The 22,118-nt window shown below is 69.8% G+C and carries 24 protein-coding genes and 1 tRNA gene; 11 read left to right on the plus strand and 14 right to left on the minus strand.

All coding sequences use genetic code 11. The features are described 5' to 3' along the window. Positions 1-15: 15 nt before the first annotated feature. Both ABZ953_RS17350 and ABZ953_RS17355 read right to left on the minus strand, forming a co-directional pair. A tRNA-Cys gene (locus ABZ953_RS17350) sits at positions 16-87 on the minus strand. 120 nt (positions 88-207) lie between these two features. After that, entirely contained in the window at positions 208-579 is a 372-nt protein-coding gene (locus ABZ953_RS17355; protein ID WP_361723861.1) for a hypothetical protein, read from the minus strand. An 86-nt stretch (positions 580-665) separates the two neighbouring features. On the opposite strand from ABZ953_RS17355, the gene ABZ953_RS17360 reads away from it, so the two are divergent. Next, complete coding sequence (locus tag ABZ953_RS17360) at positions 666-1,328, plus strand: class I SAM-dependent methyltransferase (RefSeq protein WP_361723864.1); 663 nt, start codon at positions 666-668, stop codon at positions 1,326-1,328. Positions 1,329-1,425: 97 nt separating this feature from the next. Here ABZ953_RS17360 and ABZ953_RS17365 read toward each other — a convergent pair whose 3' ends face one another. Then, positions 1,426-2,088 carry a hypothetical protein gene (locus tag ABZ953_RS17365; RefSeq protein WP_361723867.1) on the minus strand — a complete coding sequence of 221 codons (663 nt, stop codon included), beginning with the start codon at positions 2,086-2,088 and terminating at the stop codon, positions 1,426-1,428. Positions 2,089-2,340: 252 nt separating this feature from the next. Here ABZ953_RS17365 and ABZ953_RS17370 point away from each other — a divergent pair, with 252 nt between their 5' ends. Then, positions 2,341-2,883, plus strand: coding sequence for a DinB family protein (locus ABZ953_RS17370; protein WP_361723870.1), 543 nt, complete (start codon positions 2,341-2,343; stop codon positions 2,881-2,883). On the opposite strand, the gene ABZ953_RS17375 is transcribed toward ABZ953_RS17370, so the two are convergent. After that, positions 2,870-3,430 carry a TetR/AcrR family transcriptional regulator gene (locus ABZ953_RS17375; protein ID WP_361723873.1) on the minus strand — a complete coding sequence of 187 codons (561 nt, stop codon included), beginning with the start codon at positions 3,428-3,430 and terminating at the stop codon, positions 2,870-2,872. The genes ABZ953_RS17370 and ABZ953_RS17375 overlap by 14 nt on opposite strands. A 133-nt stretch (positions 3,431-3,563) precedes the next feature. Between ABZ953_RS17375 and ABZ953_RS17380 the strand changes: the two genes are divergently transcribed. Beyond that, positions 3,564-4,577 carry an NADP-dependent oxidoreductase gene (locus ABZ953_RS17380; RefSeq protein WP_361723876.1) on the plus strand — a complete coding sequence of 338 codons (1,014 nt, stop codon included), beginning with the start codon at positions 3,564-3,566 and terminating at the stop codon, positions 4,575-4,577. 1,059 nt (positions 4,578-5,636) lie between these two features. Here the strand turns inward: ABZ953_RS17380 and ABZ953_RS17385 are convergent. Then, positions 5,637-6,086 (minus strand): ATP-binding protein, encoded by a 450-nt coding sequence (locus ABZ953_RS17385; RefSeq protein WP_361723879.1) that lies wholly within the window; start codon positions 6,084-6,086, stop codon positions 5,637-5,639. A gap of 157 nt (positions 6,087-6,243) precedes the next feature. On the opposite strand from ABZ953_RS17385, the gene ABZ953_RS17390 reads away from it, so the two are divergent. From ABZ953_RS17390 to ABZ953_RS17415, 6 genes are all read left to right on the plus strand, one after another. Beyond that, on the plus strand, positions 6,244-7,095 hold the full coding sequence (locus tag ABZ953_RS17390) for a helix-turn-helix transcriptional regulator (RefSeq protein WP_361723882.1): 852 nt from the start codon (positions 6,244-6,246) through the stop codon (positions 7,093-7,095). Next, positions 7,092-7,364 carry a DUF397 domain-containing protein gene (locus ABZ953_RS17395; RefSeq protein WP_361723885.1) on the plus strand — a complete coding sequence of 91 codons (273 nt, stop codon included), beginning with the start codon at positions 7,092-7,094 and terminating at the stop codon, positions 7,362-7,364. Before ABZ953_RS17390 ends, ABZ953_RS17395 begins: the two co-directional genes overlap by 4 nt. Positions 7,365-7,444: 80 nt before the next feature. Then, entirely contained in the window at positions 7,445-8,953 is a 1,509-nt protein-coding gene (locus ABZ953_RS17400) for an MFS transporter (protein ID WP_361723888.1), read from the plus strand. A 192-nt stretch (positions 8,954-9,145) separates the two neighbouring features. Next, the gene (locus tag ABZ953_RS17405) at positions 9,146-10,945 is read left to right on the plus strand and encodes a DEAD/DEAH box helicase (protein WP_361723891.1); all 1,800 of its coding nucleotides are present in this window, start codon (positions 9,146-9,148) and stop codon (positions 10,943-10,945) included. A gap of 316 nt (positions 10,946-11,261) precedes the next feature. Then, on the plus strand, positions 11,262-11,903 hold the full coding sequence (locus ABZ953_RS17410; protein WP_361723894.1) for a helix-turn-helix domain-containing protein: 642 nt from the start codon (positions 11,262-11,264) through the stop codon (positions 11,901-11,903). Positions 11,904-12,013: 110 nt separating this feature from the next. Further along, positions 12,014-12,820 carry a S16 family serine protease gene (locus ABZ953_RS17415; protein WP_361723897.1) on the plus strand — a complete coding sequence of 269 codons (807 nt, stop codon included), beginning with the start codon at positions 12,014-12,016 and terminating at the stop codon, positions 12,818-12,820. Here ABZ953_RS17415 and ABZ953_RS17420 read toward each other — a convergent pair. From ABZ953_RS17420 to ABZ953_RS17450, 7 genes are all read right to left on the minus strand, one after another. Further along, the gene (locus ABZ953_RS17420) at positions 12,750-12,956 is read right to left on the minus strand and encodes a hypothetical protein (protein WP_361723900.1); all 207 of its coding nucleotides are present in this window, start codon (positions 12,954-12,956) and stop codon (positions 12,750-12,752) included. The two genes, ABZ953_RS17415 and ABZ953_RS17420, sit on opposite strands and share 71 nt — an antisense overlap. 13 nt (positions 12,957-12,969) lie before the next feature. Continuing rightward, on the minus strand, positions 12,970-13,560 hold the full coding sequence (locus ABZ953_RS17425; RefSeq protein WP_361723903.1) for a helix-turn-helix domain-containing protein: 591 nt from the start codon (positions 13,558-13,560) through the stop codon (positions 12,970-12,972). Positions 13,561-13,642: 82 nt separating this feature from the next. Continuing rightward, on the minus strand, positions 13,643-14,620 hold the full coding sequence (locus tag ABZ953_RS17430; protein WP_361723906.1) for a glycine betaine ABC transporter substrate-binding protein: 978 nt from the start codon (positions 14,618-14,620) through the stop codon (positions 13,643-13,645). Continuing rightward, the gene (locus ABZ953_RS17435; RefSeq protein ID WP_361723909.1) at positions 14,617-15,519 is read right to left on the minus strand and encodes an ABC transporter permease; all 903 of its coding nucleotides are present in this window, start codon (positions 15,517-15,519) and stop codon (positions 14,617-14,619) included. Before ABZ953_RS17435 ends, ABZ953_RS17430 begins: the two co-directional genes overlap by 4 nt. Beyond that, positions 15,516-16,724 carry a betaine/proline/choline family ABC transporter ATP-binding protein gene (locus ABZ953_RS17440; protein WP_361724344.1) on the minus strand — a complete coding sequence of 403 codons (1,209 nt, stop codon included), beginning with the start codon at positions 16,722-16,724 and terminating at the stop codon, positions 15,516-15,518. The genes ABZ953_RS17435 and ABZ953_RS17440 overlap by 4 nt, the downstream gene beginning before the upstream one ends. A gap of 145 nt (positions 16,725-16,869) precedes the next feature. Next, the gene (locus tag ABZ953_RS17445; protein WP_361724347.1) at positions 16,870-17,517 is read right to left on the minus strand and encodes an ABC transporter permease; all 648 of its coding nucleotides are present in this window, start codon (positions 17,515-17,517) and stop codon (positions 16,870-16,872) included. 60 nt (positions 17,518-17,577) lie between these two features. Next, positions 17,578-18,048 carry an Lrp/AsnC family transcriptional regulator gene (locus ABZ953_RS17450; protein WP_361723912.1) on the minus strand — a complete coding sequence of 157 codons (471 nt, stop codon included), beginning with the start codon at positions 18,046-18,048 and terminating at the stop codon, positions 17,578-17,580. A 121-nt stretch (positions 18,049-18,169) separates the two neighbouring features. Here ABZ953_RS17450 and hppD point away from each other — a divergent pair, with 121 nt between their 5' ends. After that, positions 18,170-19,318 (plus strand): 4-hydroxyphenylpyruvate dioxygenase, encoded by a 1,149-nt coding sequence (gene hppD, locus ABZ953_RS17455; protein ID WP_361723914.1) that lies wholly within the window; start codon positions 18,170-18,172, stop codon positions 19,316-19,318. Positions 19,319-19,479: 161 nt separating this feature from the next. Here the strand turns inward: hppD and ABZ953_RS17460 are convergent, their stop codons facing one another. After that, entirely contained in the window at positions 19,480-20,037 is a 558-nt protein-coding gene (locus ABZ953_RS17460; RefSeq protein ID WP_361723917.1) for a quercetin 2,3-dioxygenase, read from the minus strand. 36 nt (positions 20,038-20,073) lie between these two features. On the opposite strand from ABZ953_RS17460, the gene ABZ953_RS17465 reads away from it, so the two are divergent. Beyond that, positions 20,074-20,553: a MarR family winged helix-turn-helix transcriptional regulator gene (locus ABZ953_RS17465; protein WP_361723919.1), complete on the plus strand. Its 480-nt coding sequence runs from the start codon at positions 20,074-20,076 to the stop codon at positions 20,551-20,553. Here the strand turns inward: ABZ953_RS17465 and ABZ953_RS17470 are convergent. Continuing rightward, entirely contained in the window at positions 20,533-22,101 is a 1,569-nt protein-coding gene (locus ABZ953_RS17470) for a hypothetical protein (protein ID WP_361723922.1), read from the minus strand. The two genes, ABZ953_RS17465 and ABZ953_RS17470, sit on opposite strands and share 21 nt — an antisense overlap. Between the last annotated feature and the right edge of the window lie 17 nt (positions 22,102-22,118).

Genomic DNA, 22,118 nt, shown 5'->3' on the forward strand with positions numbered 1-22,118 from the left:
TTGCTGCGTACCAAGAGGCCGTGGCGGGATTCGAACCCGCGTTACTGGATTTGCAGTCCAGCCCCTGAGCCTCTCGGGCACACGGCCAAGTCGTTGACCTGACTTCTTGAAGGTAGCGGCGGCTGTGGGGCGGTCTCAAGTGATCAGGGGGTGCCGCAATGGGACTGCCATATGGCGTTCATGAAGGGGGCGGGCGTATCTGTGTGCTCAGGCGGGGGCGAAGACGGCCTCGTCGGCGCCGTCGAGGATGAAGCCGTTGTCGAAGCGGACCCGTACGGTCACGCGAGGCGCCCGTTCCTGGAAGGCGGTCCAGGCGGGTTCCAGAGAGGCGACGTTCTCTTCGAGCTGCTTCCTGCTCTCCGCGGGCATCTCGCCGCCGAAGGCGTCGAGCAGCGACTTGAGCCGCTCGTACTCGCGTACGTCCTCGCTCTCGTCCTGGTGGCCGACCACCTGCTCGACGGTCCCGCCGGTGCCCGCCGCCAGGGACAGGAACCCGATGACGACCCCCGACGCCTCGGCCGAATCGGTCAGCCGGGTGTCCGCTGCCAGCACCACTCGCTGGCCTTCCTTCAGAGTCATCTGCTTCCCATCTCTTCTGCGTCGGCTGCGTCCAGAGTAGGCCAGAACCTCTAGACGTTACGCAACGGTGCGTCTAGCCTAGGTCCATGACACTCACCAACACCCTCGAAGACCCCCGCGTCACCTCCGCCCTCGACCGGATGTTCCGGGACGCCGAGCAGGACGAGGCGACCAGCAGGCGGGTCCGGGAGGCGTGGCCCCAGGGTTTCGCGTCTCTCGGCCCGCAGGAGCAGGCGGACGCCAAAGCGGAGGTGTACATGCCGATTTCCGCCCAGGGCGGCCGTCTCCTCTACAACCTGATCCGGGCCATCCGCCCCGCCACCGTCGTCGAGTTCGGCACGTCCTTCGGCATCTCCACGCTCCACCTCGCCGCCGCGGTGCGCGACAACGGGACGGGGCGGGTGATCAGTACGGAACTGAGCGCCGCCAAGGCCGCGGCCGCCCGCCGGACGTTCGCCGAGACGGGCCTCGACGACCTGATCACGGTCCTCGAAGGAGACGCCCGCGAGACCCTCGCCGCACTCGACGGGCCCGCGGACTTCGTCCTCCTCGACGGCTGGAAGGACCTGTGCCTGCCCGTCCTGCGCCTCCTCGAACCCCGCCTCGCGCCCGGCACCCTCGTCGTCGCCGACGACGTCGACCTGGACGACCTCGCGCCCTACCTCGACTACGTCCGTGACCCCCAGAACGGCTACCAGAGCGTCACGTTCCCCGTCGAGGACGGAATGGAGATCAGCTGCCGCCTCTAGATCCGGTCCACGTCACGAGTGCCCAGCGAAAACACAGCGGGCCGTACCCGCCGATCGGCAGGTACGGCCCGTACGCAGGCGCGGTCTACACCCGGCGCTAGCGCACCGTGACGTTGAAGACCGGCGAGAGGGTGGCGCCGCTCTTCACGCGGAGCTCGTTCTTGCCCTTGAGGCCGAGCTTGACGCGCATCGAGTACGCGCCGGACTTGTTGACGCTCGTACCGGCGGGCAGCGACTTCCACGTGCCGCGCTGCTTCTGCTGCAGGGTCACCTTGCTGCCGGCCTTGATGCCCGTCGCCTTGCCGCCGACGCGCAGCTCCTGCCAGGCCTTCACGGAGGTCGCGGACGGCTTGGCGGTCAGCGCGGCCTTCACCTTCGCGGTGGGGCTGTTCTTCTGGGTGCCGAGGAGCTTGCCGGTCCTGACGTCCCAGATCGCGTACGGGGTGCCGCCGCCCTGCGTCTTGCTGTACAGGCGCTTGCCGTCGGCGCTCAGGTGCACGTAGATGCCGTCGTCGACGGTCTGGCCCGGCTTGATGACCTTGCCGTCGTAGTACGGCTTGCCGTCCTTGACGGTGATGGTGACGCCCGCGCCGATGTCGATTTTCGTCGTCTTCGCGGCGGCGGGCTGCGCGGCGGCGGGGCGCGCGGGGGCGGGGGAGCTCGCCAGGGCCGCGGCGGCCGGGGCCAGCAGGGCCGTACCGGCGATGACCGAGACGGCGGCGGTACGCAGGGCGCTGCGGCGGTGGGTGATGGTGCGCATAACGGCGTGTTCCCCTTCACGATGCGATGGTGTGCTCCCGTGCGGTACCGACCTTTTGCCCTCAGTCGTCCGGCGGGTGCGGAATAAAGGTAAATCACCCACCATTGCGACCGGTTGACGGTCTTGTAACGGTCGCCCGTAGATCACCGCACGGGTGTACGTCAGGGGTCCACTAGGCCAATACCTGTCCTATTGGGGTTCTAGCGTGACGCCTGTCCGACGGAGCAGCGGCAACGGAAGGTCGAAACCACGATGAGCGAGACGACGAAGACCCGCGATGACATGACCACCGGCGAGCGCACCGACCTGCTGGAAGCGCTCACCCATCACCGCACCATGCTGCGCCGCACCACCCGCGACCTCACCGACGAGCAGGCGGGCCTTCGCACCACCGCCAGCGCGCTGTGTGTGGGCGGCATCGTCAAGCACGTCACCTCGGTCGAGAGGGTGTGGGTCGCCTTCATCGAGGGCGGCCTTCCGGCGCTGGGCTCCGTCACCGACATGACCGACGACGACTGGGCCCAGCGGGCCGACGAGTTCCGGATGCTGCCCGGCGAGACGCTGGCGGGCGTCCTCGACGACTACGAGGAAGTCGCCGCCCGAACGGACGCGTTGGTGCGCGGACTGCCCGACCTCGACCTGTCCCATCCCCTCCCGGACGCCCCGTGGTTCGAGCCCGGCGGCCGGTGGTCCGCGCGCCGCGTACTGCTGCACGTCATCGGCGAGACCGCGCAGCACGCGGGGCACGCGGACATCATCCGCGAGTCCCTGGACGGCGCCCTCAGCATGGGCTGACCGTGCTGGTCAGCACCGCACCCGATACGACGTCGAAGAGGTGATCGGCGCGGGGTGCGAGCGAGGGCTGGTCGCCGAGCCAGGCGAGCATGGCCACCAGCGCGAACAGATCGGCGCCGTCGATGTCGCCGCGCGCCTCACCCGAGGCCTGGGCGCGGGCGAGGAGCCGCGCACCGGCCGCGCGCAGGCCCACACACGAAGCGTGGAGCGCGGATTCGGTGTCCTCGATGGCGGCTGCCATCAGCACGGTCACGCCCCGGTACGTCGTCGTCCACGCGACGCCGTCGCGCAGCCATGAGACGAGCGCGTCCCCCGGCGTACTCGACGTCTCAAGTTCCTCCGCCTTCGCCGTCAGGTCGTCGAAGTTCGTGCGGAGCAGGGCTTCGAGCAGCGCCTCGCGCGTCGGGAAGTGCCGCAGCAGCGTCGCGAGCCCGACGTCGGCCCTGCGTGCGATGTCGCGCAGGGCCACGTCGACGCCCTGCTCGGCGATGGCGGTGCCCGCTACGGCGAGCAGGTGGTCACGGTTCTTCCTGGCATCGGCCCGCATCTGTCCTCTTGCCTTCCTGCCCGCTTGCTTGACTATCCGGACCACTGATCCATATATTCGGATCAGTGGTCCATTTATGTGGATCGCTGGTCCGGATGAGCGTATCCCGCGGTGCGAGCAGGAGAGAAAAGCGATGGCGACCCACATGATGAAGGCGATCCGGCTGCACGAGTTCGGCGCCCCTGACGTCCTGCGTTACGAGGACGCGCCGATCCCCGAACCCGGGCCGGGGGAGGTGCTCGTCCGCGTGCACGCGGTCGGGCTCAACCCTCCCGACTGGTACGCCCGTGAGGGGATGCCCGACGTGCCTGCCGAGCTCAAGCCCCCGGTGCACCTCCCCCTGATCCCGGGGACCGACGTCTCGGGCGTCGTGGCATCCCTCGGCCCCGGCGCCGACGGCTTCTCCGTCGGCGACGAAGTCATCGGCCTCCTGCGCTTCCCCACGGCTCTCCAGGGCAGCGCCTACGCCGAGTACGTCACCGCTCCGGCGGCCGACCTCGCCCGTAAACCGACCTCCGTCGACCACGCGCACGCCGCCGGCCTGCCCATGTCCGGGCTCACGGCGTGGCAGTTCCTGATCGCGCTCGGGCACGACCATCCCTCTCCGTTCCAGGAGGCCCCACACCGCCCGATCGCGCTCGACAGCGGGACCACGGTGCTCATCAACGGGGCCGCGGGCGGTGTGGGGCACCTCGCCCTCCAGCTGGCCAAGTGGAAGGGGGCCCGCGTCATCGCCGTGGCCTCCGGCGCCCACGAGGCGTTCCTGCGCGAGCTCGGCGCCGACGAGTTCATCGACTACACCAAGGAGCGCCCCGAGGACGTCGTCCGTGACGTCGACCTCGTCCTGGACACGGTCGGAGGCCCCCACAGCAGGCGCTTCCTGCGCACCATCAAGCGCGGCGGCTCCCTCTACCCGGTCTACTTCGGCGAGTTCGACGACGAGGAGAACGCCGAGCTGGGCATCACGGTCACCCTCACCCAGGTCCGGTCGAGCGGCGCGCAACTCGCTGAACTGGGCCGCCTGCTCGACGCGGGCGCGGTGCGGGTCGCGCTCGACAGTACGTTTCCTCTCGCGGAGGCTCGGGCGGCGCACGAACGGGCTGCCCGAGGGCACATCCAGGGCAAGATCGTGCTCACCGTCGCCTAGGTGGGCAGCTGGGCCGGTGACGTTGACGGTTCCCGGGGCCGCCCGGCTTTTTGCGGAGTGTGGCGGTTCCGGGCCGCCAGTAAAGGGCGCTCCTACGTCGCGTCGGCTGCGCCGATTCCGCTCCGCTCCACCCTTGACTGCCGTCCCTCCACCGCACGTGAACTTTGACCCGGACGGCCAGGGGTGGGGGCTGCGGACTCCTCTGCTCGGGCCATCACCTTTCACTGCCGGGTGCGGACCGGCCCATCGTGAGCGCGGGCCCCAGAAGGCGCTCGGCCAGCCGCCCGGCTTCGCCGCTCGGGTCATCACCCTTCATCGCCGGGTGCGGACCGGCCCAACGTGGGTCCCCGTCACGGTCGAGACGCCGCCGGGCACGCGGAATGAATGGCGAGACCGGCCGCTCCCGGACATCTACTTTGGAAAAGTTGCGAAGCAGACCGCCGCGCGCCCCCCGCCGGAGGGAATGCGCCCCCTCGCCATCGGGTGTGCGGGCCCGTGAAAGACGGCCGGGGAGGGCGCGCGGGGAGTGATCGGGGGGGCGCACGGCGAATCCATTCGCAACTTTCCCAAAGTAGATGTCCGGGGGGCGGGGCCAGCCTGCTCGTCGGTGCCTCGACCCTCACGTCCGCCCACGTTGGGCCGGTCCGCACCCGGCAGCGGGCGGGGATGGCCCGAGCGGCGTGGCCGGGGACCGCGCTCAGACCGTAGCCGCGCTCACGTTGGACCGGTCCGCACCCGGCGATGAAGGGTGATGACCCGAGCGGCGAAGCCGGGCGGCTGGCCGAGCGCCTTCCGGGGCCCGCGCCCACGATGGGCCGGTCCGCACCCGGCAGTGAACGGTGATGACCCATCCCAGCCGTCCCCGTCGGCCCCACCCCTGGGCGTCCGGGTCAAAGTTCACGTGCGGTGGAGGGACGGCAGTCAAGGGTGGAGCGGAGCGGAATCGGCGCAGCCGACGTGGAGCGCAGCGGAGCGCCCTTTACTGGTGGCCCGGAGGCGCCACACTCCGCAAAAAGCCGGGCGGCCCCGGGAACCATCAAAGGCCCCGGCCCACCGAAGTCACAGAGGGCACGGCGGCGCGTCGATCTCCGCCCAGATCGTCTTGCAGGGGCTCAACGGCAACGTGCCCAAGTCCGTGCCCCACCGCGCCGCCAACGCCTCGACCAGGAGCAGCCCCCTGCCGGACTCCGCCTCGGGCGACGGACGCCGGGGGTGCAACGGTGGGCTCCGGTCGGCCCGCGCGTCCGTCACCTCGACACGGAGCGTGTTCGCTGCGATGAGCGTCAGCACAAGGCGGAAGCTCCGGCCCGGCACGTGCCCGTGCAGCACGGCGTTGTTCGCCAGCTCGGCGACGATCTGCTCCGCCGACTCGAACGGGTGCTCCCAGCTGTGCAGTTGCTCCCTCGTCAGGAGCCGGGCCAGGCGTGCGCCTCTTCGCGTCGCGGAAAGCAGGATCGTGAACTGGTGTACGGGTGTGGGGGTTTGAGCCCGAGTGGTTTCTTGGTTCACGTCACCCAGCGTGGCGGTCCGTGCGTACGGTGGGTAGCGGTGCGCGCTGTGCGTACCGCATTTGTCCGGTGCTTGTCCCGGCCTGTCCTGGCTGTCTCCGTTGCTGTTCGGGTACGGGTGCGCGTTGGGCTAGTACGGGACGGCGGAGGGCGGGCGCGTGGAGCGTAACGATGGTGTGGATGAACCCGGCTGGGACGTTGATCCTGAGGACGAGATCAGCGCGGTCGTGGAGATGGTCGGCCAGCAGTTGAAGTTGCGGCGGGAGGCGACGGGCATGCGGGTCGCCGAGTTCGCCGAGGCCATCGGGTACGGGGAGGACCTCGTCCGCAAGGTCGAGCGCGGGGCGCGGATTCCCCGCCCTGAGTACCTGGACAAGGTCGATGAGGTCACGGGAGCGGGTGGGCTGGTTTCCGCGATGAAGAAGGAGATGCGGGAGGCCCGGTATCCGAAGAAGACTCGGGGCCTGGCGAAGTTGGAGGCACAGGCGGTCGAGATCGGGCTGTACAGCAACCACAACGTCCATGGGCTGCTTCAGACGGAAGAGCACATGCGGGCACTGTTCGAGATGCGGCAGCCTGCATACTCGCGGGACCAGGTGGAGCGTGATGTGGCCGGGCGTGTGGCCCGACAGGTGATCTTTGGTCGCGATCCCGCACCGGCTCTCCACTTCGTCCAAGAAGAGGCGACTCTGCGACGCACCATCGGCGGAACGATGATGCTGCGGCGACAGCTCGAACACCTCCTGGAGGTAGCCCAGTTGCGCAGTGTCACCTTCCAGGTGATGCCACTCGACTGCGAGAGCCACGCGGGAATGGGAGGCCTGATCGAAGTGTTGAAATTCCGCGATGGCACAGCGGTCGGGCGATCCGACGGAGCGTTCGGCGGGCATCCTGTCTCTGACCCGAAGCAGCTCAGGATCCTTGAGTTGCGCTATGGCATGATCCGGGCCCAGGCTCTCACGCCACGGGAGTCGCTGGCCTTCATCGAGCAAGTGCTGGGAGAGACATGATCCGCAAGGCTTCTGCCCGGAACGACTCTGGACTCGACTGGTTCAAGAGCAGTTACAGCAGCAGTAGCGAGGGTGATGACTGCGTCGAGATCGCTCTGGAGTGGCAGAAGAGCAGCTACAGCAGCAGCAATGAGTCCGGCGACTGCGTCGAGATAGCCACCACCCCGGCCACCATCCACATCCGCGACTCAAAGACCCCCCGCTCCCCCCACCTCACCCTCACCCCCTCCACCTGGTCCACGTTCCTCACGTACGCCTCGCGCGACTGACGGACGTACGACCAAGGGACGAGCAAGCCCCCACCCCTGGACAGGGGTAAAACGGGCGCACGCCTCTTACTCTGGCGTGCATGACTGACGATGACACCGACGGCGTCCTGCGCAAGCCCTACCGCGCCCTGAGCACCGGCATCGTCTCCGTCGTGCTGCTGATCGCCTTCGAGGCGACCGCCGTCGGGACGGCGATGCCCGTGGCCGCGCGCGAGCTGGACGGCGTGTCGCTGTACGCCTTCGCGTTCTCCGGGTACTTCACGACCAGCCTCTTCGGCATGGTGCTCAGCGGGCAGTGGGCCGACCGGCGGGGACCGCTGGGGCCGGTCGCCACCGGGATCTCGTTGTTCGCGGCGGGGCTGCTGCTCAGCGGGACCGCCGGGTCGATGTGGGTGTTCATCGCGGGGCGGGCCGTGCAGGGGCTCGGCGGTGGCCTGGTCATCGTCGGGCTGTATGTGATCGTCAGCCGGGCCTACCCCGAGCACCTGCGGGCGTCGATCATGGCGGCGTTCGCGGCGAGCTGGGTCGTGCCGTCCGTGGTGGGGCCGCTGATCGCCGGGACGGTCACCGAACACCTCGGCTGGCGCTGGGTCTTCGTCGGCATCCCCGTCCTCGTGGCCGCGCCGCTCGCTCTCGCGCTGCCCGCGATACGGCGGACGGCGTCGGGGCCGGTGGTCCCGGACGCGCCCGTCGCCGCGTTCGACCGGCGGCGCATCCGGCTGGCGCTGGGGATCTCGCTGGGGGCGGGGCTCCTCCAGTACGCGGGCCAGGACCTGCGGTGGCTCTCGCTGCTGCCCGCTGCCGTCGGCGGAGCCGTCCTCGTTCCGGCGGTGCTCGGGCTGCTGCCCAAGGGGACGTACCGGGCCGTGCGAGGGCTGCCGTCCGTCGTGCTGCTGCGCGGTGTCGCGGCGGGGTCGTTCATCGCGGCCGAGTCCTTCGTACCGCTGATGCTGGTCACCCAGCGCGGGCTGAGCCCCACGATGGCCGGTCTTTCGCTGGCGGTGGGCGGGGCGACCTGGGCGCTCGGCTCTTACGTCCAGTCGCGGCCCCGCATGGAGCCCTACCGGTCGAAGCTCGTCGCCTCCGGGATGGTGCTCGTCGCGGCGGCCATACTCGCCGCGCCGACCGTCCTCATCGAGGCCGTGCCCGTGTGGGTCGTGGGCGTCGCGTGGGGCTTCGGGTGCTTCGGGATGGGCATGGTCATCGCCTCGACGAGCGTGCTGCTGCTCCGGCTCTCCGCGCCCGCCGACGCGGGGTCCAACTCGGCCGCGCTACAGATCTCCGACGGACTCTCGAACGTCGTCCTGCTCGCGGCGGGCGGCGCCGCGTTCGCCGCGCTCGGCGGCGGCACGGTGGGTGCCGCCCATGGGGCGGGGGAGGCCTCGGGCTCGCATCCGGCGGCCTTCGTCGCCGTCTTCCTGCCGATGGCCGCGGTCGCCCTGGTCGGGGCGTGGGTGGGGACGCGGCTGCACGGCGGACCGGTTCCGGAGGTGTCCGTGATGGACGAGCCGGGGGTGGGGGAGGTGCCGGAGGCGGCAGAGGTGACTGCGGTCGTGCTGACGGACGTACGCCCCGACACCTCCGGCTGAGTCGTGCCACCGGCGGGTGGGCCCCGCGTCCGGGCGGGAGCCCGGCACGTCGGGCCGCGAGAGACCGCACACCCGGTGTGAGACCCGTCGCACCGGCCTCCCGCGCCGCCTCGCCCTCGGTGGAACGTCAACGCATCACCGGTAAGGTGGCCCGGTTGTCATACGTGCCGCCGACCCGCGAACCCGGAGACCGTGACTACCACCAGCGCCGCCGCCAACTCCTCCCATCACCTCTCGCCCGCGTTCCCCGGGCGTGCGCCATGGGGCACCGCCAACAAGCTGCGTGCCTGGCAGCAGGGTGCGATGGACCGGTACATCCAGGAGCAGCCGCGAGATTTCCTCGCCGTCGCCACCCCCGGCGCCGGCAAGACGACGTTCGCGCTCACGCTCGCGTCCTGGCTGCTGCACCACCACGTCGTCCAGCAGGTCACCGTGGTCGCGCCCACCGAGCACCTGAAGAAGCAGTGGGCCGAGGCAGCCGCCCGTATAGGCATCAAACTGGACCCCGAGTACAGCGCGGGACCGCTCAGCAAGGAGTACCACGGCGTCGCCGTGACCTACGCGGGCGTCGGCGTACGGCCGATGCTGCACCGCAACCGCTCCGAGCAGCGCAAGACCCTCGTCATCCTCGACGAGATCCACCACGCGGGGGACAGCAAGTCCTGGGGTGAGGCGTGCCTCGAAGCGTTCGAGCCCGCCACCCGCCGTCTCGCGCTCACCGGTACGCCGTTCCGGTCCGACACGAACCCGATCCCCTTCGTGCAGTACGAGGAGGGGAACGACGGCATCCGGCGATCCTCCGCCGACTACACCTACGGATACGGCAGCGCGCTCGGCGACGGCGTCGTGCGGCCCGTCATCTTCCTCTCGTACTCCGGCAACATGCGCTGGCGCACGAAGGCGGGCGACGAGATCGCCGCGCGGCTCGGCGAGCCCATGACCAAGGACGCCGTCTCGCAGGCGTGGCGCACCGCCCTCGACGCGCGCGGCGAGTGGATGCCGAACGTCCTGAAGGCCGCCGACAAGCGGCTCAGCGAGGTCAGGAAGGCCATCCCCGACGCGGGGGGCCTCGTCATCGCCTCCGACCAGGACTCCGCGCGCGCCTACGCCAAGCTGATCCGCGAGATCACGGGCAGCAAGGCCACCGTCGTCCTCTCCGACGACACCGGCGCCTCCAACCGCATCGACGACTTCGCCGCGAGCACCGACCGGTGGATGGTCGCCGTGCGCATGGTGTCGGAAGGCGTCGACGTGCCGCGCCTGGCCGTGGGCGTGTACGCGACCACGATCTCCACGCCGCTCTTCTTCGCGCAGGCCGTCGGCCGCTTCGTACGGTCCAGGCGGCGCGGCGAGACCGCCTCCGTCTTCCTGCCGACCGTCCCCGACCTCCTCACCTTCGCCAACGAGATGGAGGTCGAGCGCGACCACGTCCTCGACAAGCCGAAGAAGGAGGGCGAGGAGGACCCCTACGCCGAGTCCGAGGCCGAGATGGACGAGGCCAACAAGGAGCAGGACGAAGACACCGGCGAACAGGAACAGTTCTCCTTCGAGGCGCTGGAGTCCGAGGCCGTCTTCGACCGGGTCCTTTTCGACGGCGCCGAGTTCGGCATGCAGGCGCACCCGGGGAGCGAGGAGGAGCAGGACTACCTGGGCATCCCCGGGCTCCTCGAACCCGACCAGGTGCAGATGCTGCTCCAGAAGCGGCAGGCCCGGCAGATCGCGCACAGCAAGAAGAAGCCGGACGACGAGGCGGACCTGCTTGAGCTGCCCGCCGAGCGTCGCCCTGTCGTCTCGCACAAGGAACTCCTCGGGCTGCGGAAGCAGCTCAACACGATGGTCGGCGCGTACGTGCATCAGAGCGGGAAGCCGCACGGCGTGATCCACACCGAGTTGCGGCGCACATGCGGGGGGCCGCCGAGCGCGGAGGCCACGGCGGGGCAGCTGCGCCAGCGCATCGAGAAGGTCCAGGAGTGGGCCACCCGCATGAAGTGACGTTCGAGTAGGGAGCCGGGGGTTCCGAGTGGGGAGGTCGTGTGCGGAGGTGGTGTGCGGGGCCTCCCGGGCGGCCGCCGCGTAACGGGGCAATGGGGGGCGCTAGGGGCGCCCCGGTGCCCGGATTCTGGACGAAGTCTTCCGCTGAGCGGGACGGCCTCGCTAATGTCCCCGCAAAGCACACGCCCCGTGGCAGCGCCGCCGCGGAGCGCAGCCGGTGTTCCGACCGGCGGCCTCTGACGCGCGTCGCCCACGGGACCGGCGACGCAACCGCCGCGTAGGGGGGCCGCCGACCCTCACCTAAGGAGTGGGCGTCGTGACCGCGGAGACTTCCCAGACGCTCGACCGAGGACTGCGTGTCCTCAAGCTGCTGGCCGACACCGACCATGGACTCACCGTCACCGAGCTGTCCACCAAGCTCGGGGTGAACCGCACCGTGGTCTACCGCCTGCTCGCCACACTCGAACAGCACGCCCTCGTACGACGGGACCTGGGCGGCCGCGCCCGCGTCGGTCTCGGCGTGCTCAGGCTCGGCCGCCAGGTGCATCCGCTGGTGCGCGAGGCCGCGCTGCCCGCGTTGCGCTCGCTCGCCGAGGACATAGGGGCGACGGCACACCTCACGCTCGTCGACGGCACGGAGGCCCTCGCGGTCGCGGTCGTCGAGCCCACCTGGACGGATTACCACGTCGCCTACCGCACCGGCTTCCGCCACGCGCTGGACCGGGGCGCCGCGGGCCGCGCGATACTCGCCGCCCGCCAGAGCCTGATCACCGACCCCGGCTACGCGCTCACCCACGGCGAGCTGGAGGCGGGCGCGAGCGGCGCGGCTGCCCCGTTGGTCGGGGTGACCGGGCTCGAGGGCAGCGTGGGTGTGGTGATGCTGGCGGACTCGGTGCCGGAGAGGGTGGGGCCGCGGGTGGTGGACGCGGCGCGGGAAGTCGCCGACGCGTTGCGCTGAGGCCGCGCGGGCATCCGGTCGCACGGGGCTCGGTCTGTCGCCGGCTGCGCCGAGCTCGTCCTCAAACGCCGGACGGGCTTGATCCGCCTACCCTCACGTAGATTGATCCCGTGTTCTCGTTCTCTCGGTTTACGCGCCCCCAGGCCCTCGCCGTCTGCGCCCTCCCCGTCGTGGCGCTGCTCGCCGTCACCGCGCTCGCGCCGCTGCCGTTCGCCGTGGCGCAGCCCGGCAGCACGGCGGACGTGCTCGGGGAGCACGAGGGCAAGCCGGTCCTCACGGTCTCCGGCGTGCCCACGCGCAAGACGAGCGGTGAGCTGCGCATGACGACGATCGTCGCGACGGGGCCGCAGATGGACAACTACCTCAGCGACGTCGTCGACGGCTGGTTCCGTACGGACCGTGCGGTCATGCCCAAGGACTCCGTCTACCCCGTCGGCGACGACGTGAAGGAAGTCGAGAAGCACAACCTCGGCGACATGAAGAAGTCGCAGGACGAGGCCACGGACGCGGCGCTGAGGTATCTGAAGGCGAACGGTGTCGACGGCACCGACAAGGTGAAGGTCAAGGCCGACCTCGGCAAGATCGGCGGGCCCAGCGCGGGGCTCTTCCTCTCGCTCGGCATCATCGACAAGCTGGACGGCGACGGCAGCGGCGGCGACCTCACGGGTGGCCGCAAGCTCGCGGGAACCGGCACGATCGAGGCCGACGGCAAGGTCGGCCCGGTCGGCGGTGTGGCCCTGAAGACGCAGGCCGCGCGGCGCGACGGCGCGACCGTCTTCCTGGTCCCCGAGGACGAGTGCTCGGACGCTCAGGCGGAGCTGCCGAAGGGCCTGCGCCTGGTGCCGATCACGACACTGAAGGGAACGGTCGACTCACTGCGGGCCCTGGGTAAGGGCGGGAAGGTCCCGAGCTGTTGATGAGACGGAGGCCCAACTCGACGAGGCTCCAGCCCAGTTGAGTACGGAGTCTTGGCCGGGGTCCTTGGGCGGGGGCGGCTCGGTGTAACTCCGCCGCGCGGGCGTTGTGCAGGACCAGGTGGATGTCGGAGTGCATGGCCTGGGGTCTCCTACTCGGTCGGTCGGGTCGGGAAGAGGTGGGTGTGCAGGCGTACTTGGGCGGACCCCGGGGTGTCCTCGTCCACGGCTCGCTCGCGGTAGCTCTCGACGAGGGCGTGCATCTTCTGATGCAGCTCGGCGGTGAGTTCGGGCGTGAGGCGCAGGGTGAAGTCGCTCAGGTCCGCACTCTCGGTCCATTCCTCCGACCACTCGTTCAGTGTGCCGAGATACGTGGTGAGTTCCTCGGTGTGGAACATGGCGTGCTCGTGCAGGTACAGGTTGGCGGCCCCTCGGACCACCGGGTCCGGGTCGTGCCGTAGCGTCTCGCTGAAGTGCGTGCCCTGATGGGTGGAGCGCCACCAACGCTCGCGGCCCTTGCCGTGGTCCGGATCGTCCTCGACGAAGCCGTGCGTCGCGAGCTGGCGGAGGTGGTAGCTGGTGGATCCGCTGGACTCCCCCAGGCGCGCGGCGAGTTGGGACGCGGTCGAGGGCCCGTCGAGCCGCAGCGAGGCCATCAACCGCATTCGGAGCGGGTGGGCGAGCCCTCGCAGGGAACGGGCGTCGAGCGTACGAACCTCAGGGGGCTGCGGCTGTTCCTTCATGCCCCCACCGTAGACATGCAAAGGCTCCGTTGCAACGGTTTCTTTGCAACGGAGCCTTTGTAACTGTTGAAGGAGAGCCGGGCTACTCCTTGACGAAGCCCTCCTCGATCAGCCACTCCTTGGCGACCTCGTGCGGGTCCTGGCCCTCCACGTCCACCTTGGAGTTGAGGTCCCGCGCCACCTTGTTGTTCAGCTTCTTCGTGATGGGGTCCAGGATCTCCGCCATCTCCGGGTGCTTCTCGAGGGACTTGCTGTTGATCTCCGGGGCCGCGTTGTAGTTGGGGAAGAAGTGCTTGTCGTCGTCCATCGTCGTCAGGTTCATCGCCTTGATGCGGCCGTCGGTCGTGAAGACCTCGCCGTACGTGCACGAACCCTTGGACGCCTGTGTGTAGATGATCCCGGTGTCCATCTTGGTGATGCTCGACGAGGGGACCTTCATCCCGTACGCCTTCTGCATGCCCGGAAGACCGTCGTCCCGGGAGGCGAACTCGCTCTCCACGCACAGCGATACGGCCTTCGGATCGGACTTGGAGAGGGCGGCCACGTCCGAGAGCGTCTTGGTCTTGTACTTCGCCGCGTTCTTCTCGTTCATGGCCAGCGCGTACGTGTTGTTGAGCGCGGCCGGGGCCAGCCAGGTGACCCCGTTCTTCAGGTCCGCCTCACGCACCGCCTGCCACTGCTTCTGCGGGTCGGTGATCGGCTTGCTGTTGCCCTGGTACGTGATCCAGGCGGTGCCCGTGTACTCGTACATGGCGTCCGCGTCACCGCCCTTGACGGCCTCGCGCGCGCCGATCGAACCCTGGATGCCGGTGCGGTCGAGCACATCCGCGCCGGCCGCCTGGAACGCGATGCCCATGATGGCGCCGAGGATCAGCTGCTCGGTGAACTCCTTTGACGTGACGGTGAGATCGGCACCTTTCAGGGGCAGGCCCTTGCCGATGGAGCCGGGCTTGACGTCGTCCACCATCGGGCTGCCGCTGGTGAGCCCGCACCCGGCGAGCAGCGAGCCGCCGAGGACGGCCACGAGGGTCGTGCGCAGGCTGATCCGGCCGGTCCTCATGAGCTCACCTCCAACCCGCGCGGACGCAGGAACAGTTCGGCCAGCGAGGCCAGCCAGTCGACGAGCAGGGCAAGGGCGATCGTCAGGATCGAGCCGAGCATGAGGACCGGCATGCGCTGGTTGGTCATGCCCGTCGTGATCAGGTCGCCGAGGCCGCCGCCCCCGCCGAACGTGGCGAGGGTCGCCGTGCCGACGTTGAGGACGAGGGCCGTGCGCACGCCCGCGAGGATCAGGGGTACGGCCAGCGGGAGTTCGACCTTGCCGAGGACGCCGAGCGGCGACATGCCGATGCCCCGGGCCGCTTCCAGGAGCGTCGGGTCGTTCGCCTTCAGGCCCGCGATGGTGTTGGAGAGGACCGGCAGGACGGCGTAGATGATGATGCCGATCAGTGCGGCCTTCTCGCCGATGCCGAGCCAGATCACCAGGAGCGCGAGGAGGCCGATCGCGGGGGTCGCCTGGCCGATGTTGGCCAGGGCCATCGCGACCGGGGCGCCTTTGCGCAGCTTCTTGCGGGTCAGCAGGATGCCGAGCGGGATGGCGATGATGAGGACGAAGAACGTCGAGATCGCCGTGAGCTGGATGTGCTGGCGCAGCCTGAGCCAGACGTTCCCGTCCGCCAGCGCGTTCTTCGAGATCGAGTCGAGGTCGGCCTGCTCGAACCACCACCACGTGGCCAGCAGGACCACCGCGAGGACGGCGGGCAGGAAGGTCAGTTTCTGCCAGGTGACCTTGCGCGGCTGCTTGGCGGCGAACACCGTGGGAGGAGCTTCGAGCTCAGCCTCTCCTTCGTCGCGGAAAGCGAGGCCCTTGACCTCGTGCTCGCCCTCGGGGCGCTGGGTTTCCTTGGGGGACGGCTTGTGGTCCGGGATCCGGGGCGTGCCCCCGGCGGTGCCTGTCACGCCTGCGCCTCCCCGCCGTAGCCCTCCTGCTCGTGATGGGTCAGCCGGGACCGCTGCTCCTCGAGATCGTGCTGGTGCTCCACCGCTTCGAGCCGGTCGGCCTCAAGCATCTCGTGGACGGAGTTCATCAGCGTCTCCATGTCGACGACGCCCGTGTACTCGCCGCGCCGCCCGGTGACCGCGACCCGGCCCGCGTTGTCGGTGAGGACGGCTTCGAGCGCGTCGCGCAGGGTGGCGTCGCGGGTCACGGTGTCGTGGACGAGGGTGCCCGCGCGGGCCAGCGAACCCTTGGCGCGCATCAGGTCGCCGCGCCGCAGCCACTTGTAGGGGCGGCGGCGCTTGTCGAGCAGGAGCAGTTCGTTGGTGCCGCTGCCGCGCAGCTTGTCGAAGATGTCCTGCAGCGGGTCGTCGACGGTCACCGTCGGGATGTCGGCGATCTCCACATCCCGTACGCGGGTGAGGTTGAGGCGCTTGAGGGCCGCGCCCGCGCCGACGAAGCCGGAGACGAAGTCGTCGGCCGGGTTGGTGAGGATGGCCTCCGGGGTGTCGAACTGCGCGATGTGCGAGCGCTCCCGGAGCACGGCGATGCGGTCGCCGAGCTTGATGGCCTCGTCGAAGTCGTGCGTGACGAAGACGATGGTCTTGTGCAGCTCGTGCTGGAGCCGGATCAGCTCGTCCTGGAGGTGGTCGCGGGTGATCGGGTCGACCGCGCCGAACGGCTCGTCCATGAGGAGGACGGGCGGGTCGGCCGCCAACGCGCGTGCCACGCCCACGCGTTGCTGCTGGCCGCCGGAGAGCTGGCGCGGGTAGCGGTGGTGGAACTCGGCCGGGTCGAGCCCGACCAGGTCGAGCATCTCCTCGACCCGCGACTTGATCTTCGACTTGCCCCAGCCGACCATCTTCGGGACGAGGGCGATGTTCTGGGCGACGGTCATGTGCGGGAAGAGCCCGGAGGACTGGATCGCGTAACCGACCTTGCGGCGCAGCTTCACCGGGTCGATGTCGGTGACGTCCTCGCCGTCGATACGGATGCGGCCGCTGGTCGGCTCGATGAGCCGGTTGATCATCTTCAGGGTGGTCGACTTGCCGCAGCCGGACGGCCCCACGAGGATCACGATCTCGCCTGCCTTGATCTCCATGTTCACGCTGTCCACGGCGGGGTCGCTGCTGCCCGCGTAGCGCTTGGTCAGGTTCTCCAGCTCGATGGTCGCCCCGGAGGCGGTGACGGAGGCGGCGGCGGCCCGCCCGGCTGTGGCGCTTCCGGCTGTCGCGCCTTTGGCTGTCGCGCCCGCGACCGTCGCTCCCTGGGCTGTCGCGCCGCCGTTCGGCGCGTTCTCGCTGGCGGTGGTGTCAGGCACGGATCCCCCTCGAAATGGTCAGCCGTCCGATCAGGACGTAGGCGGCGTCGAAGAGCAGCGCGAGGACGATGATCCCGAGCGTGCCCGCGAGCACCTGGTTGAGCGCGTTCTTGGAGCCGAGCGAGCCGATGCCACGGAAGATCTCGTTGCCGAGTCCGGGGCCGGACGCGTATGCGGCGATGGCCGCGATGCCCATCAGCATCTGCGTGGAGACGCGGATGCCGGTCAGGATCGGCGGCCAGGCGATGGGCAGCTCCACCCGGAAGAGCCGGGCGAGCCGCGACATCCCGATGCCCTTCGCCGCGTCGATGAGCGAGGGGTCGACGCCGCGCAGGCCGACGATGGCGTTGCGCACGATCGGAAGCAGCCCGTACAGGGTCAGGGCGATGACGGTCGGCGCGACGCCGAGCCCGACGATCGGGATCAGCAGGCCGATCATGGCCAGGGACGGCACGGTGAGGATGGTGGACGTGACGGTCGTGGCGAGATTGCCCGCCCATTCGCTGCGGTACGTGAGGACGCCGATCAATACGCCGATGAAGGTGGCGACGACCATGCACTGGAAGACGGCGCTCGCGTGCTGGTACGCGTCCGTCAGCAGTTGCTGGTGGCGGTTGCCGAGGTAGTCCCAGAAATTCACTGAAGTGCTCACCTCGCCTTTCCGAAGGTACTCACAAGGTCGGTGACTCGGGTCGGTGACTCAGGGGTCTTCGGACGCCTGCTCCACCAGCGGGATGATCCGCAGCGGAACGGGGTTTTCCATGACGATCGCCGTGGAAGCCCGGACGATGCCATCAAAGCCGACGACCCGGTCGATCACCCGTTGGAGATCCGCGTTGGACCGGGCCACGAGGCGGCAGAGCATATCGCCGTGGCCGGTGATGGTATGTAGTTCGAGCACCTCGGCGACGGTCGCCAAATGCGCTCGTACATCGGCCCCCTGGCCCTGTTTGATCTCCAGCGTCGCGAACGCCGTCACGGGATAGCCGAGGGCCGCGGGATCGACCTCCGGGCCGAAGCCCCGGATGACTCCATTGGACTGAAGCCGGTCCATCCGCGCCTGCACCGTGCCGCGCGCGACGCCGAGCCTGCGCGACGCCTCAAGAACCCCGATACGGGGCTCACGCGCCAGGAGCACGATGAGCCGGCCGTCCAGATGATCGATCGACATGACGCCTCCGTGATGGTCATGATGTACAGATAGCCCGCTCATACTGGCCACTCACTGTGCAGATTGACCACTGAAAACGCGAACTATTGCGCACCTTGTGGTTCGGCGGGAGCCTCAAGCCATGACTGAGACCACCACCCACACCACCCCGGACACCGCGCGCGAGGCCGACCCCTTCCCGGTCAAGGGAATGGACGCGGTCGTCTTCGCCGTGGGCAACGCCAAGCAGGCCGCGCACTACTACTCCACCGCCTTCGGCATGAAGCTGGTCGCCTACTCCGGACCGGAGAACGGCAGCCGCGAGACCGCGAGTTACGTGCTCACGAACGGCGGAGCGCGCTTCGTCTTCACCTCCGTCATCAAGCCCTCCACGGACTGGGGCCACTTCCTCACCTCCCATGTGGCCGAGCACGGCGACGGCGTCGTCGACCTCGCCATCGAGGTCCCGGACGCGCGCGCCGCGTACGCCTATGCCGTCAAGAACGGGGCCCGTGGGATCACGGAGCCGTACGAGGTCAAGGACGACAACGGCACGGTCGTTCTCGCCGCCATCGCCACGTACGGCAAGACCCGCCACACGCTGGTGCAGCGCACCGACTACAACGGGCCGTATCTGCCCGGTTTCGAGGCCGCGAACCCGATCGTCGAGCCGCCGGCCAAGCGCACCTTCCAGGCCATCGACCACTGCGTGGGCAACGTCGAGCTCGGCAAGATGAACGAGTGGGTCGGCTTCTACAACAAGGTCATGGGCTTCACGAACATGAAGGAGTTCGTGGGCGACGACATCGCGACCGAGTACAGCGCGCTGATGTCGAAGGTGGTGGCCGACGGGACGCTCAAGGTCAAGTTCCCGATCAACGAGCCCGCCATCGCCAAGAAGAAGTCGCAGATCGACGAGTACCTGGAGTTCTACGGCGGCGCGGGCGTCCAGCACATCGCGCTCGCCACGAACGACATCGTCCAGACGGTGCGGACGATGCGCGCGTCGGGCGTCCAGTTCCTGGACACGCCCGACTCGTACTACGACACGCTCGGCGAGTGGGCCGGTGAGACCCGCGTCCCCGTGGACACCCTGCGCGAGCTGAAGATCCTCGTCGACCGCGACGAGGACGGCTACCTGCTGCAGATCTTCACCAAGCCGGTGCAGGACCGGCCGACCGTGTTCTTCGAGATGATCGAGCGGCACGGGTCGATGGGGTTCGGCAAGGGGAACTTCAAGGCGCTGTTCGAGGCGATCGAGCGGGAGCAGGAGAAGCGAGGGAATCTTTAAGCGGAGGCCATCGCGGGCTGCGCCCAGCTCGTCCTCAATCGCCGGACAGGCTCCATGACCAGTCGCCGGACAGGCTCCCCCCTGTCCGGCGATTTCGCGTTCCGCGGGTTAGTGCTCTCCGGGCAGCCCTTGTCGCCGACAGCCCTTGTCGCCGACAGCCCTTACCGTGTCCGCCACTCGTGGTCCGGCAAAAAGCTCACGTCGAACTGCTCGGGGACGCTTCCGAACGTGTGGGGCTCGGGGATCAGTGGCCGGTGCGGCAGGCCGTGCTGCTCGGTGGGCGCGCCGAGGGTCTCGAAGAACCGCTCGAAGGTGGCGCCGGGGCCCGCCGCGACGCCGACGACCTGGCTGTGGTGGCGCTCCATGCGGTACGCGTGCCGACAGTTCTTGGGTACGAAGCCGAAGTCGCCGGGGGTGAGCAGCTTCTCCTGCTGTACGCCCTCGGTGTCCTCGACGAAGAGGCGGACCGCCCCCTGGGTGACGTAGAAGACCTCGTGGGTGTCGGCGTGCACGTGGGCCGGTATGAGGTCGCCCTTGGGGCCCTCGACGGTGAAGAAGTTGAAGGTGTTCTCGGTCTGCTCGCCGCCCGCGTAGACGGTGATGAGGTCGCCGAAGAGGTGGGCGCGGTCGCCCTCGCCCTTCTCGATGAAGTAGGGCTTGCCGGGCTCCGGGGGGATGCGGGAGGCGCGGCGGTAGCGGGTGGCGTACTCGATGGTCATGGGGGTCCTCCATTAATGTCAGGTACCCTGACATTAATGACCGAGAAGCCTGTCCACCGCAACCTCCCCCAACTCCTGGGTGAAGCCCGCCGCTGGTTCGAGGAGGGGCTCCTCGCCGCCATGGAGGCCGCCGGGGCCACCCCTGTCTCCCCGACACAGGTCCAGCTCTTCGCCGTCCTCGACGACGAGGGCACCACCGTCTCCGAGCTGGCCCGCCGCATGGGCGTGACCCGCCAGACCGCGCACCAGGCCGTGCACGGCCTCGTCGGCGCCGGGCTCCTTGCACAGGTCCCCGACCCCGCTTCCGCCCGGCAACGCCTCATCCGGCGCACCGGGGAGGGCGAGCGCGCCCACGGTGCCGCCGGGGCCGTCCTGGCACGGATGGAGCAGCGGCTCGCCGAGCGCATCGGCGGCGCCTCGGTCGACGCCCTGCGCGCGGCGCTCGAAGCCCCGTGGGGCCCGCCGCCCGCACCGGACTCGGTGGTCGGCCCGGACTCAGACGCCGCGCGAAGATGACCCGCGCGACGATGACCCACGCGGCGCTGTCTGCCGCGGGGAGGTCCCGCGGGGCGACTGGGTCCGGGGCTGCTGCGTCCGGGGCTGCTGCGTCCGGGGCGACTGGCCCCGAGGCGACGTCCCGCGCGGCGCCGTCCGCCGGGGCGTGAGCGCCTGCGGACCCTGCGCTGCCGGACTCGGCGCGTACACCTCCTCGGGCCCGCCCTCCGACGGCTCGCCCAGCTCCTCCAGCGCCGCCTTCGCCGCGGGCACGCCGAGGGGTGAGAAGAACGGGTTGATCCGCAGCGCCTCGCCCAGGTGGCGGCGCGCGGCGCCCTCCCAGCCCAGCTCCCGCTCGATCTGGCCCCGGTGGAAGGCGATCAGCGGGCTGCGCGGCCCCTTGTCCATCGCCTTCGTGACCAGCTTCAGGCCCTTCTTGCTCTCCCCCGACCGGTGCAGCGCCCAGCCCAGCGCGTCCGCCGTCTCCGGACTGCCGTGCCGCTTGTACTCCGCGGTGAGCCGCTTCACCGCCGCGTCCGCGTCGCCGTGGTCCGCCTCGAACAGGCCCAGGAGCCGCTCGTTGTTGACGCCGCCCGCCTCCTCCTGCTTCACGTGCACCCGCAGCGCCTCGTACTGTGCCCGCGCGGCAGGCTTCAGCTTCAACGCCGCGTACAGCTCGCCCAGTTCGAGGTCGTACTCGGGCAGCGGCTGCCTGGTGCTCGCCGAGCGGTAGGCCTGCAACGCCTCCGAGTAGCGGCCGAGGGAGGCCAGGGCGCGGCCCCGGCCCGCCATCGCGGGGTGGTGGTCGGCGTCGGCGGCGAGCGCCGCGTCGTCGAAGCGCAGCGCCTCCGCGGGTTCGCCCCGCTCCCACGCGAGCTCCGCCACACGGTGCAGGCAGGCCGCCTTCTCCGCCGGGGACTCGGCGAGCGCCGCCGCGTCGGCCAGCTCGACGCCCGCGTTCTCGCGCCAGCCGCGGCTGCGGTAGACCTGCCCGGCCCGGCTCCGCACGGCAAGGCCGGAGCCCAGCTCCTGCAAGGATTCCAGGGCCTTGCTGACACCCTTCGCGTCACCGAGCCCGGTGTACGCGTCGATCAGCGCGGGGTACGACGTCCACCGCTTCGGCGCCTGCTCCGCCGCCTGCTCGCCCCACTTCTTGGCGGCACGGAAGTCGCGGCGCGCGTTGGCGAGTGTGGCGAGCCCCGTCAGGGCCTCCGGGTTCTTCTCGGGCTTCGTCCGGAGCGAGGTGTTCAGCGCCGTCTCGGCCTTCGGGAAGTTCGCGACGTCGGACGTGCGCACACCCCGCGCCACATATGCCGAGCCGAGCACCGCCCAGGACTGGTCGTCGCCGGGGTGCGCCCGCAGATGCGCCTCGCGCTCGCCGATGAGCACCGCCAGATCGGGCAGCGCGGCGGGCGTACCCGCCCCGACGGCCGCCATCGCCCGCCCGGCGGGCCCGAGGGCGGGCGGCGCCGCGTCCTTCCCGTCCGGGGGCAGCAGCACGAACACGCCGCCGAGCACCACGCTCCCCGCGACAGAGGCGACGAGCACACGCTTCACCGAAGGCTTCATGGCGTTCACTGTGCGTC

Source organism: Streptomyces sp. NPDC046465 (genome assembly GCF_040646035.1).
Lineage (GTDB): Bacteria > Actinomycetota > Actinomycetes > Streptomycetales > Streptomycetaceae > Streptomyces.

Coding starts and splice junctions, on each gene's coding strand:
- ABZ953_RS17395 (WP_361723885.1), top strand. CDS start 7,092: ATGATCCGCAAGGCTTCTGCCCGGAACGACTCTGGACTCGACTGGTTC.
- ABZ953_RS17365 (WP_361723867.1), bottom strand. CDS start 2,088: ATGCGCACCATCACCCACCGCCGCAGCGCCCTGCGTACCGCCGCCGTC.
- ABZ953_RS17450 (WP_361723912.1), bottom strand. CDS start 18,048: ATGTCGATCGATCATCTGGACGGCCGGCTCATCGTGCTCCTGGCGCGT.
- ABZ953_RS17360 (WP_361723864.1), top strand. CDS start 666: ATGACACTCACCAACACCCTCGAAGACCCCCGCGTCACCTCCGCCCTC.
- ABZ953_RS17470 (WP_361723922.1), bottom strand. CDS start 22,101: ATGAAGCCTTCGGTGAAGCGTGTGCTCGTCGCCTCTGTCGCGGGGAGC.
- ABZ953_RS17400 (WP_361723888.1), top strand. CDS start 7,445: ATGACTGACGATGACACCGACGGCGTCCTGCGCAAGCCCTACCGCGCC.
- ABZ953_RS17355 (WP_361723861.1), bottom strand. CDS start 579: ATGACTCTGAAGGAAGGCCAGCGAGTGGTGCTGGCAGCGGACACCCGG.
- ABZ953_RS17370 (WP_361723870.1), top strand. CDS start 2,341: ATGAGCGAGACGACGAAGACCCGCGATGACATGACCACCGGCGAGCGC.
- ABZ953_RS17375 (WP_361723873.1), bottom strand. CDS start 3,430: ATGCGGGCCGATGCCAGGAAGAACCGTGACCACCTGCTCGCCGTAGCG.
- ABZ953_RS17380 (WP_361723876.1), top strand. CDS start 3,564: ATGGCGACCCACATGATGAAGGCGATCCGGCTGCACGAGTTCGGCGCC.
- hppD (WP_361723914.1), top strand. CDS start 18,170: ATGACTGAGACCACCACCCACACCACCCCGGACACCGCGCGCGAGGCC.
- ABZ953_RS17420 (WP_361723900.1), bottom strand. CDS start 12,956: ATGCACTCCGACATCCACCTGGTCCTGCACAACGCCCGCGCGGCGGAG.
- ABZ953_RS17430 (WP_361723906.1), bottom strand. CDS start 14,620: ATGAGGACCGGCCGGATCAGCCTGCGCACGACCCTCGTGGCCGTCCTC.
- ABZ953_RS17425 (WP_361723903.1), bottom strand. CDS start 13,560: ATGAAGGAACAGCCGCAGCCCCCTGAGGTTCGTACGCTCGACGCCCGT.
- ABZ953_RS17460 (WP_361723917.1), bottom strand. CDS start 20,037: ATGACCATCGAGTACGCCACCCGCTACCGCCGCGCCTCCCGCATCCCC.
- ABZ953_RS17465 (WP_361723919.1), top strand. CDS start 20,074: ATGACCGAGAAGCCTGTCCACCGCAACCTCCCCCAACTCCTGGGTGAA.